Raw genomic sequence first — 13057 nt, forward strand, 5'->3', positions numbered from 1 at the left:
TTTACAGAAAAACACAAACCATTCGCTTCTCCATCTCCATGATATGGATCTTGACCAATAATAACAACTTTCAAATTCGAAAAATCACAAGAATTAAAAGCATTAAAAATGAATTCCTTTGGCGGAAAACAAGTATGGTTTTCATATTCTTCGTCAATCGCATTCATCAAATCTTGAAAATAAGGTCTCTTATTTTCTATCTCAAAAAAGGGGTTCCAAGAATTAGAATCAGATAGTGTAAACATTCGTTAATTTTTAACAAATATAATCACTTTGATTCATTACTACTCTTAAACTTTGTAACTTTGGGACTTTGCAACTTAGAACCTTTGCAGCTTTAAAAAAATGATTTCAATTACCGAAAAAACACTTCAAGATTTACAATTTTCTACCATTTTAGAAACAGTTTCTAACATTTGCAATACTGATATTGGCAAGGAAAAAGCTTTAACAATAACGCCTTTCAAAGACGAAGAATCTTTGATGACAGCTTTGCATCAAACGTCAGAATATATTGCTTCTTTTCAAAATAACAATGCGATTCCTAATCATGGTTTTGATGCTATCACTTATGAAATAAAATTTCTAGGCATCGAAGATAGTTTTCTAGAAGTAGGAAGTTTTCGTAAAATTGCTACGTTATCTGAAAACACGAATATTTTACTTCAATATTTCAGAAAATTTGAAGATTATTATCCTAATTTATATAAAAAATCAAGCCAAATTGAACTTACAAAAACCATCATTAGCTGTATAGATGATGTTGTAGATAAATATGGTGAAATAAAAGACAATGCTTCTCCAGATTTACTAAATATCCGTCGTGATATGAATGTTATTCGTGGAAAAGTAAATCAAAGTTTCGGTATGGCTTTAACACAATATAATGGCTTAGGTTATTTAGATGATATTAAAGAAAGTTTTGTCAATAATCGTAGGGTTTTAGCCGTTTTAGCCATGTATCGCCGTAAGGTAAAAGGTACGATTTTAGGGAGTTCGAAAACAGGAAGTTTGGCATTTATAGAACCCGAAGCAACGTTAAGATATTCTCGAGAATTAAGTAATTTAGAATATGAAGAAAAAGAAGAAATTACTCGAATTTTAAAACAGCTGACTAATGTAATTCGTCCATTTTTGCCATTATTAATTCAATACCAAGATTTTTTAAGTGATATTGATTTGATTGCTGCAAAAGCAAAATATGCCAACAGAATAAACGGAATTTTACCAAAAATAACAAAAGAACGTAGAATATATTTTCGTGATGCCTTCCACCCTATTTTGTATTTGACTAACAAAGTTAAAAATGAAATTACGCATCCACAAACCATAGAATTTGATTCTAAAAATAGAATTATTGTAATTTCTGGTCCTAATGCTGGAGGAAAAACAATTTCTTTAAAAACGGTTGGATTACTACAATTAATGTTGCAATCTGGTATGCTAATTCCAGTTCACGAACGAAGCGAAACTTGTTTGTTCGATAGAATTTTGACAGATATTGGTGACAACCAATCAATTGAAAATCATCTGAGTACATACAGTTATCGATTGAAGAACATGAATTATTTTCTGAAAAAATGTAATGCAAAAACATTATTTTTAATTGACGAATTTGGTACTGGTTCCGATCCTGATTTGGGTGGAGCTTTAGCCGAAATTTTCTTAGAAGAATTTTACCATCGGGAAGCTTTTGGCATTATTACAACACATTATACCAATCTTAAAATTCTAGCTGATGAGCTTCCATTTGCTACCAATGCCAATATGCTTTTTGACGAAAAATCCCTAGAACCAATGTATAAATTGGCTTTGGGACAAGCAGGAAGTTCATTTACATTTGAAGTAGCTCAAAAAAATGGTATTCCGTTTGGATTAATTAATCGTGCCAAAAAGAAAATAGAAACTGGTAAAGTTCGTTTTGACAAAACCATTGCCAACTTGCAAAAAGAACGTTCTAAAATGGAAAAAACTTCGGTCAATTTGAAAGAAGAAGAAAACAAAGCGCGTGAAGAAAACAAAAAAATGGAAACTATCAATGCAAAAGTCAAGCAAAAATTAGAAAACTATCAGGAATTATATGACAGTAACCAGAAAACCATTTATTTAGGACAGAAAATCGAAGCTATATCAGAAAAATATTTTAACAATAAAAACAAAAAAGAATTGCTTGGTGAATTTCTAAAAGTAGTTGAAATTGAAAATTCAAAACGAATAAAAGCTACTAAAAATGAAGTGAAAGCCATTGCCGAAAAGAAAAAAGTAATTATCGAAGAAGTAACAGTTCAGGTTGAAGAAATTCGTAAGGAGAAAAAAGAAAAGAAACTCAAGGCAAATCATGTTCCTGAAAAAGTAAAAATAACACTGAAAGTTGGCGACAGAGTTAGAATGTTCGACGGAAAATCAGTTGGTACAATTGACAAAATTGAAAAAGACAAAGCTGTTGTAAATTATGGTGTTTTTACTTCAAAAGTAAGTTTAGAAGCTTTGGAATTTGTACAAGCTAAATAATTATCCTTTTTAACTTTCTTAAAATAAAAAATGGTTTTGTAATTTCTACAAAACCATTTTTATTAGTTTACGTAATTAAAAAGCAACATTCCACCTTGGTAAACGATTGTTTTCGTCAAGAAAATTTTGTAAAACTTGTCCTTCTACAAATGTTGGAATTCCTTTAGTTTTATCGTTATAAGTATCGTACCAATACACTTCTAATCTTGCAATATTTTCTTTTTTCATTTGTGCTGGCCAAGAATATTTACGTCCTGTTTTTGCGAACTGATGACCATTTACAATTTTGTCATACAAACCGCCACCTTTACTTTTTAATGAACCATCATTCTGGATTGTTCCTGTAGAACCAACCATGATTAGTTCTTTTGTTTCGCCTTCTACTGCGTAAACAAGGAAAACTCCACTTGCAGTTTCTGTTGCATTACAAGCTACTTCTAAACTATCTTCTATTGTGAAAGTAAAACTATTGCTTACTTTAAACTTTTTTAATTCTTTATACATTTTTAAAATGGTGTATTTGTATTTTAGGTTATTTATTTGATAAAAAATAACAACTATTTACTATTATTAATATTTACAACCAATTTTGATTCAGGTTGTATGAAATTTTGATTTTTTGAAAGCTAAAAACCAAAGGTTTGCAAAAGTAGTATAAAAAAACCGTCTAATAATTTTAACTAGACGGTTTTTTGAAATATTTATTGTTAGGAGATTACCCCAAAACTTCTTTTACTTTTTTACCTATTTCTGCTGGAGAATCTACTACGTGAATTCCGTTTTCACGTAAAATACGTTTTTTAGCTTCTGCAGTATCGTCTTCACCACCTACAATTGCACCTGCGTGACCCATTGTTCTTCCTGCTGGAGCAGTAACTCCTGCAATAAATCCAACTACTGGTTTACGGTTTCCGTCTGCACGAACCCATTTTGCAGCATCAGCTTCTAGTTGACCTCCAATTTCACCAATCATTACGATACAATGAGTTTCTGGGTCATTCATTAATAATTCAACAGCTTCTTTAGTTGTAGTTCCAATAATTGGATCTCCACCAATTCCGATTGCTGTAGTTATTCCTAAACCTTGTTTTACAACTTGGTCAGCAGCTTCGTATGTTAATGTTCCTGATTTAGAAACAATTCCTACATTTCCTTTTTTGAAAACAAAACCTGGCATAATACCAACTTTAGCTTCACCTGGAGTTATAATACCTGGACAGTTTGGTCCTATTAAACGACAGTTTTTTCCTTTAATATAATCATTTGCTTTAATCATATCTGCAACAGGAATACCTTCGGTAATTGCAATAATTACTTTAATTCCTGCATCAGCAGCTTCCATAATTGCATCAGCAGCAAAAGCTGGTGGTACAAAAATAATTGTTGTGTCTGCTCCAGCTTGTTCAACAGCATCTTTTACAGTATTAAAAACAGGGCGATCTAAATGCATTGTTCCTCCTTTTCCTGGAGTTACACCACCTACAACGTTTGTTCCGTATTCAATCATTTGACCAGCGTGGAAAGTTCCTTCGCTTCCTGTAAAACCTTGAACGATTATTTTTGAATCTTTATTAACTAAAACACTCATGATATATTTTTTATGTTATTTTTTTATTGTGTTGTAAAAGTATGAAATTGTAATTACTAATTAGCAATTAACAATTAGTTTTTTAAGCTCTTTTAATTAAATTAAAATAGTCTTTAGGACAACTGACTCATTTGAAATCCTCGATATAATTTTCCTTCTTTTAGCTCCCAAATTACCATAAAATGTGCTAAAATCATTTCTTCTCTTGGATTTTCGATAGTCTTTATATAATGACTGTATCGTACTGTAACTTTGTTGTTATCTTCTAATAAATGAGTAATATATATTCTAGAAGAATGATAAGCTTTACCCATTTGGCTGGTAATATTTACCATTTCTTCTTTATTCATTTGAAGAAAACCTTTGCTACTATTCCAATCTAATGAAACATCAGGATGCATATAAGTGTCTAATAAAATGCTGTCTAAGAAAGCATTTGATTTATAAAAATCTTTAACTATTTCTTTTGGGGTCATCTTTATTTGAGTTTATTTATGATTTCGGGGATTCGTTTTATATTGGCTAATTGTTTTAGTTTTTCACGAGATTCTTGAACTGGAGTACCAAAATATGATTTTCCACCTTCGATAGATTTAGTAACGCCCGTTTGTCCCATTACCACTGCTTTTGTACCAATGGTTATTCCGCTAGTTGTTCCTACTTGTCCCCAAAGTGTGACTTCATCTTCAATAATTACACAACCTGCAATTCCAGTTTGTGAAGCGATTAAACATTTTTTTCCAATAATAGTATCGTGTCCTACGTGTACTTGATTGTCAATTTTTGTTCCTTCACCAATGGTTGTATCTCCTGTAACGCCTTTATCTATAGTACAAAGCGCTCCAATTCCTACATTATCTTCAATAACTACTCTTCCTCCAGATTTTAATTGGTCGAAACCGTCTGGACGTTTTTTATAATAAAAAGCATCTGCGCCAAGAATTGTTCCTGCATGAATTATGACGTTGTTTCCAATAATAGTATTGTCATATATAGAAACATTAGAATGAATCAGACAATTTTCGCCAATTTCTACATTATTACCAATGAAAGAATTGGGTTGAATAATTGTTCCTTTTCCAATTTTGGCTGAAGCCGAAATAGAATCATTCGACGCTTGAAAAGGTCTGAAATGATTGGTTAATTTATTGAAATCTCTAAACGGATCGTCTGAAATTAACAATGCTTTACCTTCGGGACATTCAACATTTTTGTTTATTAAAACTATCGTTGCTGCCGATTGTAATGCTTTGTCATAATATTTTGGATGATCTACAAACACAATATCTCCCGCTTGTACGACATGAATTTCATTCATACCCAAAACAGCAAAATTATCATCACCTACATATTCGCAGCCGATGATATTTGCAATTTCTTTAAGGGTTTGTGTTTGAGAAAATTTCATCAAAAATTATTTTACACGTTCCATATAAGAACCTGAAGCGGTATCTATTTTTATTTTATCTCCTTCGTTGATAAATAAAGGCACGTTTATAGAAGCACCAGTTTCTACGGTAGCAGATTTTGTTGCATTTGTAGCCGTATTTCCTTTTACACCAGGTTCTGCATAAGTAACTTCTAGTACAATTGATGCTGGCATATCTACAGAAAGTGGTAAATCGGTTTCGGTATTTACTTGTACCATTACGTTTGTTCCTTCTTTAAGTAATCCTGAATTATCAAGAATTTTTTTATCTAAAGTAATTTGTTCAAAAGATTCTACATTCATAAAATGAAATTGATCTCCTTCGGCATATAAAAATTGATAAGTATGTGTTTCTACACGAACTTCGTCTATTTTATGTCCTGCAGAAAAAGTGTTATCTAATACTTTTCCGTTAGATAAGCTTCGTAATTTTGTACGCACGAATGCTGGTCCTTTTCCGGGTTTTACGTGAAGAAATTCGATGATTTTATAAATATCGTGGTTAAATTTGATACACAATCCGTTTCTTATATCTGATGTAGATGCCATTTTTTATTTATTTGTTAATTTGTTTAATCGCTAATTTGTTTAATTGTTTAACCGAATTAACGATTAAACAATTAAACTAGAAAATTTATACTCCTGTATATCCTTTCATAATACCTCTTGAAGAATTTCTGATAAAATCTAGGATTTCATCTCTTTCTGGAGTTGCTTCCATTTCTGCTTCAATGATTGCTAATGCTTGTGAAGTATTATAATTTTTTTGGTATAAGGTTCTGTAAATGCTTTGTATTTCGCTAATTTTTTCGGTTGTAAAACCTCTTCTTCTTAATCCTACAGAATTTATTCCTACATAAGACAAAGGTTCTTTTGCTGCTTTTGTATAAGGCGGAACGTCTTTTCTTACTAATGAACCACCAGAAACCATTGCATGATCTCCAATAGAAATAAATTGATGAATGGCTGCTAATCCCCCAATAATCGCAAAATCTCCAACAGTAACGTGACCTGCAAGTGCTACACCATTTACTACAATAGCATTTTTTCCAATATGACAATCGTGTGCAATATGTGCTGTTGCCATAATTAGACAATTATCTCCAATAGTGGTTTGTCCTGAAGCAACTGTACCTCTATTAACAGTGACACATTCTCTAATTGTTACGTTATCTCCAATTACGGTAAGCGAATCTTCTCCTCCAAACTTTAAATCTTGAGGAATTGCAGAAATTACTGCGCCAGGGAATATATTACAGTTTTTACCTATTCTTGCTCCCTCCATAATAGTTACGTTAGAACCTATCCAAGTTCCGTCTCCAATAACAACATTATTATGAATGGTTGTAAATGGTTCTATAACTACATTTTTTGCAATTTTTGCGCCTGGATGAACGTATGCTAGTGGTTGATTCATATGTTTTATTTAATCGTTTTACTGTTTAATTAATTAACCGAATAAACGATTAACCAAATCAACAAAAAAATTATTGTATTTTAGCTATTTGCGCCATCAATTCTGCTTCGGCAACTAATTTTCCGTTTGCGTAAGCATGAGCTTGCATGTGACAAATCCCTCTTCTAATTGGAGTTATTAAATCACATTTGAATATTAATGTATCTCCTGGTAATACTTTTTGTTTGAATTTTACATTGTCTATTTTCATAAAAAATGTCAAGTAATTTTCTGGATCTGGAACGGAACTTAAAATTAGTATCCCTCCTGTTTGTGCCATAGCCTCAACAATGATTACACCTGGCATAACTGGTGCTCCTGGAAAATGTCCTACAAAAAAAGTTTCGTTCATTGTTACATTTTTTAACCCAACTACAGAGCTGTCAGTCATTTCGATAATTCGATCTACAAATAAAAATGGTGGACGATGTGGTAAAATACTCATGATTTTATGAATATCCATCAACGGTTCTTTGTTTAAATCATATACCGGAATATGATTTCTCTGCTCAGCTTTTATTAATTTAGACATTTTTTTTGCAAATTGAGTATTTACAAAATGACCGGGTTTATTTGCTATTACTTTTCCTTTTATTCTTGTTCCTATTAGAGATAAATCTCCTATAACATCAAGTAATTTATGACGTGCTGCTTCGTTAGGATATAATAATGTAAGATTATCTAAAACACCATTTGGAGTTACTGAAATTTTCTCTTTTCCAAAAGCAATTTTCAATCTGTCCATAGTTTCGACAGAAATTTCTTTATCTACATAAACAATAGCATTGTTTAAATCTCCTCCTTTTATTAGCCCATTTTCCAACAAAGTTTCTAATTCGTGTAGGAAACTGAAGGTACGGCAATCTGCAATTTCACCTTTAAATTGGCTAATGTTTTTCATACTTGCATTTTGAGTGCCTAAAACTTTAGTACCAAAATCGACCATAGCAGTTACTTGATAATCATCGCTAGGCATTACAATTATTTCGCTTCCTGTTGCTTCATCTATATAAGAAATAACTTCTTTTACGACATATACATTTCTTTCTGCTTCTTGTTCCGCAACACCAGCTTTTTCAATTGCTTCTACAAAATATTTTGAAGAACCATCCATAATTGGAAGTTCTGAAGCATTCAATTCGATAATCACATTGTCTAAATCGCAACCTACTAATGCGGCCAGAACATGTTCTGGTGTTTGAATTTTTACACCTAATTTTTCTAAATTTGTACCACGTTGCGTGTTTACAACATAGTTTGCATCAGCTTCAATTATTGGCGAACCTTCTAAATCTATTCTAACAAAAGAAAAACCATTATTTATAGGTGCTGGCTTGAATGTTATTTTTACTTCATTTCCTGTATGAAGCCCAACTCCTGTAAGTGAAATTTCGTTATTGATGGTTTTTTGTTTGACCATAATTATTTTATTATTTTTTTTAATTCTTCTATTTCTGTAACAATTTTTGGAAGGTTTCTAAAATGAACATAAGATTTGCTATATTCAGAATACCCAAATGATGGACTTCCTTGTAGGACTTCATTGTCTTTTATGTTTTTTCCGACTCCGGATTGTGCTTGTATTCTTACATTGTCACCAATGATTAGATGCCCCGCAATTCCTACTTGCCCGCCAATCATACAGTTTTTGCCAATTTTTGTAGAACCAGCAATACCAGTTTGAGCTGCAATTACAGTGTTTTCGCCAATTTCTACATTGTGAGCAATTTGAATTTGATTGTCTAGCTTTACTCCTTTTCTAATAATCGTTGATCCCATTGTTGCTCTATCTATTGTAGTGCAAGCACCTATATCTACATTATCTTCGATAAGAACATTTCCTATTTGAGGAATTTTACTATAAGTTCCGTCAGGATTTGGTGCAAAACCAAAACCATCGGCTCCAATTGTAGTACCTGGATATATATTGCAATTGTTTCCTATTTCTGTTTCTGAAAGAATTTTAGCTCCTGCAAAAATAACTGTATTGTCTCCAATTTTTACATTATCGCCAATAAAACTATTGGGATAAATTTTCACATTATTTCCAATGATTACATTTTCTCCAACGTAACTGAAACTGCCTAGATAAAAATTACTTCCGTATTTTGCTGATTCAGATAAAACACAAGGCACTTCAATGCCTGCTTTATTGTTTTTTGCTTGATTATAAAATTCTAAAATTTTAGCGAAAGCACCGTAAGCATCTTCTACTTTTATTAATGTGGTTGAAATTTCATTATCAGGAACAAATGTATTATTTACAATTACTATCGACGCCTTTGTGTCATATATATAATTTGTATATTTTGGGTTTGATAAAAATGTTAAGCATCCTTCAGTCCCTTCTTCAATTTTAGACAACATAGAAACAGTAGCGTTTGGATTTCCAACAACTTCTCCTTCTAATATTCCTGCTATTTGTTCGGCTGTAAATTTCATTCGCACAAAAATATAAAAATTTAAAAAGAAACTTTAGTTTTTATTGAGTTGTTTTGGAAAACAAAGAAAATATTTTGTGACTTGTTTAGATAATGCTTTTAATGATAATTGGTCTGAAAGTAATGCTACGTCTTCTATAGAACCGTCTTTTTTGAGTATTCGTATGGGTTCAGCCAATTTGCTGTAAGCTTGATTTCTTATATTTCCCTTGAAAACAAAATATTTTGCTTCTAGAATTCCGATATTATTTGTTTTAGAAAATTGTTCTGTTAATTCCTGAACTTCTTCTTTTGAAAATTTATCTTCATTCATTTTAATTTTTAGCAAATCTCTGTTTATTATCATTTTACTTAATGAACTTAAAGTAAAATCTGAATGGTTTTGCCAATGTTTTACAGCGCCGACAATATCTGTATCATCTAATTGAGCAAATCTATTAAGAATATCATCATTGAAATCAGTTAAACTTATTTTATTTTCAATAAAGAAAAGTAAATTATCGCTACAGTTTATTGTAATTCCTTTTTGGTACAATTCTTTAGCTCTTTTTAGTATGTTTGTTAAGGTAAGTTCGGCAACCAAACTTGTTTTATGCAAATATACTTGCCAATACATGAGTCTTCTTGCCATTAAGAATTTTTCGACCGAATAAATTCCTTTTTCTTCAATGACCAATACATCATCAACAACGTTCATCATTTGAATTAGTCGGTCGGAATTTATCTTTCCTTCTTCTACCCCAGAATAAAAACTATCACGTTTTAAATAATCCATTCTATCCATGTCTAACTGACTAGAGATGAGCTGTAACATAAATTTTCGAGGATATTCTTCTTTAAAAATCTGAATGGCTAAGCTTAATTGTCCGTCGAATTCGACATTCAATTTATTCATAAATAATAACGAAATTTCTTCGTGATGCACAGCTTCTACAATACTGCGTTCCATTGCATGAGAAAACGGACCATGACCAATATCGTGAAGTAAAATGGCAATATATAACGCATTTTCTTCCTCAGCAGAAATTATTGTATTTTTAAATCGAAGTACTTGAATGGCTTTTTGCATAATATGCAAACAACCTAAAGCGTGATGAAATCTTGTATGATTTGCTCCTGGGTAAACTAATGAGGATAATCCCATTTGAGAAATTCTTCGCAATCGCTGAAAATATGGATGTTGAATTAAATCGTAAATTAACGGATTGGGAATCGTAATGAAACCATATATAGGATCGTTGAATATCTTTAGTTTGTTGGTGTTGCTCACTTTTTTTCAATTTATACAAATATAGAAATGAATTTAAGAATTAGTTATACAATTTTTATTTTTTGTTTTAATTTAGTAGAATAAAAATCAAAACAAAATAAACACGAATTTCTAAAGAATATAGAATTTCATTCTAAGCTAAATTACTGCAAATGAAAACATTTCTGAAAAAATTATTGGTTGGTAAGATTTCTAAAAAAGAAAAACAACGATTTAATCCTATTGAAAAAAGGATTTTGAATATTCGCTCTATTTGGAATAACGACCATCAAGACGATAACGGAATCGAAAAAATATTTCGATTATTTCTTTCTATTTCTCAACTTTTTTTTTCTGGAATTTATATTAAGTATTTTGCCAGCAAAAAAGGATTTGAATACCAAGATTTAGCTATGGATTTATTTGTTCTTATTAAAGTGATATTTCCAATACTGATTTTAAAATATCATTGGCATGATAATCTGATAGTTGTATGGGTAATGGTTTATCTTTTGCTGGAAACTATTTTGTACATTCCAACACTAATTTTTGCTTCAGATATGTTATCGCGACCACGATCCTACAAGCGTTCGATGCTATTATTATTCTTTAATTATCTTGAAATTGTAATTGCATTTGCTGTTTTATATTCCTTCGGCAATCATATGAATAAGGCCTTTTTACATTGGTTTGATCCTATTTATTTTAGTATTGTAAGTGCCAATTCTATTGGTTTTGGAGATTATTATCCTATAACTACTTTTGGAAAAGTTTTAGTGAGTATTCAAGCTATGTTTTTCTTATCGTTTGTAATTTTATTTTTAAATTTCTTTTCAGCAAAAGTAAAAAGCAGAGGATATTTTGATAGTGAAAGTGAAATGTAATTATTCGATTAACATTGCTCTCGCCTTCTCCAAATCCTCCAAAGTGTCAATTCCAATTCCTACATGAGTAGTTTCGATCATTTTGATGCGTTTTCCGTATTCTAAATAGCGAAGTTGTTCTAGTTTTTCTGAAGCTTCGAGTGACAACATGGGTAAATGATAAAAATCTAACAAGGCTTGTTTTCTAAAAGCATAAATACCAATGTGTTGCATGTATCTCACACCCACATTTTCTTCTCTTGGATACGGAATTACCGAACGAGAAAAATATAAAGCAAATCCCTGTTGGTCTACAATTACTTTGACATTATTTGGATTTTGAATATCATTTTTATCCGTGATATTTCTCATCAAAGAAGCCAAATCTACTTGCTTATCAACATCATTTCTAAAAACTTCAATCACTTTTTCGAGTGGTTCTTTGTTTATAAAAGGTTCGTCACCTTGCACATTAACAACAATATCAACATCAAGATTTTCGATGGCTTCTGCAATTCGGTCACTACCCGATTCGTGTTCTTTGATACTCATAATGGCTTTTCCTCCATTAGAAATAATTTCATTATAAATCAAATCAGAATCAGTCACTACAAAAATATCATCGAACAAATGGGTTTCCACTGCTGCTTGATACGTTCGTAAAATAACTGTTTTTCCACCCAAATCTTGCATGAGTTTGGCAGGAAATCTTGTTGAGGCGTATCGTGCGGGAATTACTGCGATTATTTTCATTTTTATTTTCTAAATTTTTTATACACCCAATAGATTAACAAAAATAGTATAACAACAATAATTATTGCTACAATTGGTAAAAAAATGGCAAAAGCACTCAAAGTAATTGCAGTTCCTGTTTCGGCAGTAGAAACCACGGGATTTCCTAAACCAGCCGTATTTACTGATGATGCCAATCGTGTCATCGTTGTCATTCCTTGCATGGCAGTTGCGGTTCCGCCACCAGCAATTATAGCTAATCCCCAAGTCATCATGGGATCTAAATGTACTAATGTTGATGCCATCGCAGCAGTTCCTGCAATTGCTGCTAATGGTGTAGCAATTGTATCTAAAAGATTGTCTATAAACGGAATATAATAACCAAAAATCTCGGCAATCATGGCTATTCCTAGTGAAATCATGGCAGGGATCCCTCCTACCCAAGCCCAACTTTCATTAAGTGGAATAAAATTAAAGTGTGATGCCAAACTCAATGCAAAAAGTGGTAAAAATACTCTAAAACCAGCCGATGCAGCTAGTCCGATTCCTAGGAATAAACTTAATATGGTATCTGTTGTTATCATAATTTTATTAAAATTAATGGGATTTGTCATTCTGAGGAACGAAGAATCTCAATAGTTGTTCAATTTATGAGATTTCTCCTTCGTCGAAATGACAAAACATTCTACATTTTGCGTTAGGGATTGAAGTGGATATCCTTTTTCTTTTTTCTTTAAAAAGGAAAAGATTGCAACGCAAAGCCCGACCCTTGTGGTAACGCTCATATT

13 protein-coding genes and 1 pseudogene are annotated in these 13057 nt (G+C 31.7%); 2 read left to right on the forward strand and 12 right to left on the reverse strand.

Annotated features, from left to right (window positions below; all coding sequences use genetic code 11):
* Positions 1–245, reverse strand: a pseudogene (locus tag ACH2BP_RS07355) (uracil-DNA glycosylase); the annotation flags it as partial.
* A 100-nt stretch (positions 246–345) separates the two neighbouring features.
* Between ACH2BP_RS07355 and ACH2BP_RS07360 the strand changes: the two are divergent.
* A complete protein-coding gene (locus ACH2BP_RS07360; protein ID WP_395058469.1) occupies positions 346–2511 on the forward strand; it encodes a DNA mismatch repair protein MutS in 2166 nt (721 codons plus the stop codon).
* 75 nt (positions 2512–2586) lie between these two features.
* Here the strand turns inward: ACH2BP_RS07360 and ACH2BP_RS07365 are convergent, their stop codons facing one another.
* The 9 genes from ACH2BP_RS07365 to ACH2BP_RS07405 all read right to left on the reverse strand — a co-directional run bounded on the left by ACH2BP_RS07365 (position 2587) and on the right by ACH2BP_RS07405 (position 10695).
* On the reverse strand, positions 2587–3015 hold the full coding sequence (locus tag ACH2BP_RS07365; RefSeq protein ID WP_395058471.1) for a hypothetical protein: 429 nt from the start codon (positions 3013–3015) through the stop codon (positions 2587–2589).
* 211 nt (positions 3016–3226) lie between these two features.
* A complete protein-coding gene (gene sucD, locus ACH2BP_RS07370) occupies positions 3227–4099 on the reverse strand; it encodes a succinate--CoA ligase subunit alpha (protein ID WP_395058473.1) in 873 nt (290 codons plus the stop codon).
* 113 nt (positions 4100–4212) lie between these two features.
* Positions 4213–4575 carry a nuclear transport factor 2 family protein gene (locus tag ACH2BP_RS07375; protein ID WP_395058475.1) on the reverse strand — a complete coding sequence of 121 codons (363 nt, stop codon included), beginning with the start codon at positions 4573–4575 and terminating at the stop codon, positions 4213–4215.
* Positions 4576–4577: 2 nt separating this feature from the next.
* Entirely contained in the window at positions 4578–5507 is a 930-nt protein-coding gene (locus ACH2BP_RS07380; protein ID WP_395058477.1) for a UDP-3-O-(3-hydroxymyristoyl)glucosamine N-acyltransferase, read from the reverse strand.
* A gap of 6 nt (positions 5508–5513) precedes the next feature.
* The gene (gene efp, locus ACH2BP_RS07385) at positions 5514–6077 is read right to left on the reverse strand and encodes an elongation factor P (RefSeq protein ID WP_395058479.1); all 564 of its coding nucleotides are present in this window, start codon (positions 6075–6077) and stop codon (positions 5514–5516) included.
* A gap of 85 nt (positions 6078–6162) precedes the next feature.
* Positions 6163–6945, reverse strand: coding sequence for an acyl-ACP--UDP-N-acetylglucosamine O-acyltransferase (gene lpxA / locus ACH2BP_RS07390; protein WP_395045730.1), 783 nt, complete (start codon positions 6943–6945; stop codon positions 6163–6165).
* Positions 6946–7015: 70 nt separating this feature from the next.
* Positions 7016–8404 carry a bifunctional UDP-3-O-[3-hydroxymyristoyl] N-acetylglucosamine deacetylase/3-hydroxyacyl-ACP dehydratase gene (locus ACH2BP_RS07395; RefSeq protein ID WP_395058481.1) on the reverse strand — a complete coding sequence of 463 codons (1389 nt, stop codon included), beginning with the start codon at positions 8402–8404 and terminating at the stop codon, positions 7016–7018.
* Between the two features lie 2 nt (positions 8405–8406).
* Positions 8407–9426, reverse strand: coding sequence for a UDP-3-O-(3-hydroxymyristoyl)glucosamine N-acyltransferase (gene lpxD / locus ACH2BP_RS07400; protein WP_395058483.1), 1020 nt, complete (start codon positions 9424–9426; stop codon positions 8407–8409).
* A 33-nt stretch (positions 9427–9459) separates the two neighbouring features.
* Positions 9460–10695, reverse strand: coding sequence for an HD domain-containing protein (locus ACH2BP_RS07405; RefSeq protein WP_395058485.1), 1236 nt, complete (start codon positions 10693–10695; stop codon positions 9460–9462).
* A gap of 152 nt (positions 10696–10847) precedes the next feature.
* On the opposite strand from ACH2BP_RS07405, the gene ACH2BP_RS07410 reads away from it, so the two are divergent.
* Positions 10848–11558, forward strand: a complete 711-nt coding sequence (locus ACH2BP_RS07410) for a potassium channel family protein (protein WP_395058487.1) — start codon at positions 10848–10850, stop codon at positions 11556–11558.
* On the opposite strand, the gene kdsB is transcribed toward ACH2BP_RS07410, so the two are convergent.
* Both kdsB and ACH2BP_RS07420 read right to left on the reverse strand, forming a co-directional pair.
* Complete coding sequence (kdsB, locus tag ACH2BP_RS07415; protein ID WP_395058489.1) at positions 11559–12290, reverse strand: 3-deoxy-manno-octulosonate cytidylyltransferase; 732 nt, start codon at positions 12288–12290, stop codon at positions 11559–11561.
* Positions 12291–12292: 2 nt separating this feature from the next.
* Entirely contained in the window at positions 12293–12850 is a 558-nt protein-coding gene (locus ACH2BP_RS07420) for a DUF4126 domain-containing protein (RefSeq protein ID WP_395058541.1), read from the reverse strand.
* Positions 12851–13057 lie beyond the last annotated feature (207 nt).

This window comes from Flavobacterium sp. (genome assembly GCF_043756175.1).
Classification (GTDB): Bacteria; Bacteroidota; Bacteroidia; order Flavobacteriales; family Flavobacteriaceae; genus Flavobacterium.

Bases quoted from the DNA above. Each gene is read 5' to 3' on its own strand.
- ACH2BP_RS07410 (WP_395058487.1), top strand. From the start codon at position 10,848: ATGAAAACATTTCTGAAAAAATTATTGGTTGGTAAGATTTCTAAAAAA.
- ACH2BP_RS07395 (WP_395058481.1), bottom strand. From the start codon at position 8,404: ATGGTCAAACAAAAAACCATCAATAACGAAATTTCACTTACAGGAGTT.
- ACH2BP_RS07375 (WP_395058475.1), bottom strand. From the start codon at position 4,575: ATGACCCCAAAAGAAATAGTTAAAGATTTTTATAAATCAAATGCTTTC.
- sucD (WP_395058473.1), bottom strand. From the start codon at position 4,099: ATGAGTGTTTTAGTTAATAAAGATTCAAAAATAATCGTTCAAGGTTTT.
- lpxA (WP_395045730.1), bottom strand. From the start codon at position 6,945: ATGAATCAACCACTAGCATACGTTCATCCAGGCGCAAAAATTGCAAAA.
- ACH2BP_RS07360 (WP_395058469.1), top strand. From the start codon at position 346: ATGATTTCAATTACCGAAAAAACACTTCAAGATTTACAATTTTCTACC.
- ACH2BP_RS07365 (WP_395058471.1), bottom strand. From the start codon at position 3,015: ATGTATAAAGAATTAAAAAAGTTTAAAGTAAGCAATAGTTTTACTTTC.
- kdsB (WP_395058489.1), bottom strand. From the start codon at position 12,290: ATGAAAATAATCGCAGTAATTCCCGCACGATACGCCTCAACAAGATTT.
- lpxD (WP_395058483.1), bottom strand. From the start codon at position 9,426: ATGAAATTTACAGCCGAACAAATAGCAGGAATATTAGAAGGAGAAGTT.
- efp (WP_395058479.1), bottom strand. From the start codon at position 6,077: ATGGCATCTACATCAGATATAAGAAACGGATTGTGTATCAAATTTAAC.
- ACH2BP_RS07380 (WP_395058477.1), bottom strand. From the start codon at position 5,507: ATGAAATTTTCTCAAACACAAACCCTTAAAGAAATTGCAAATATCATC.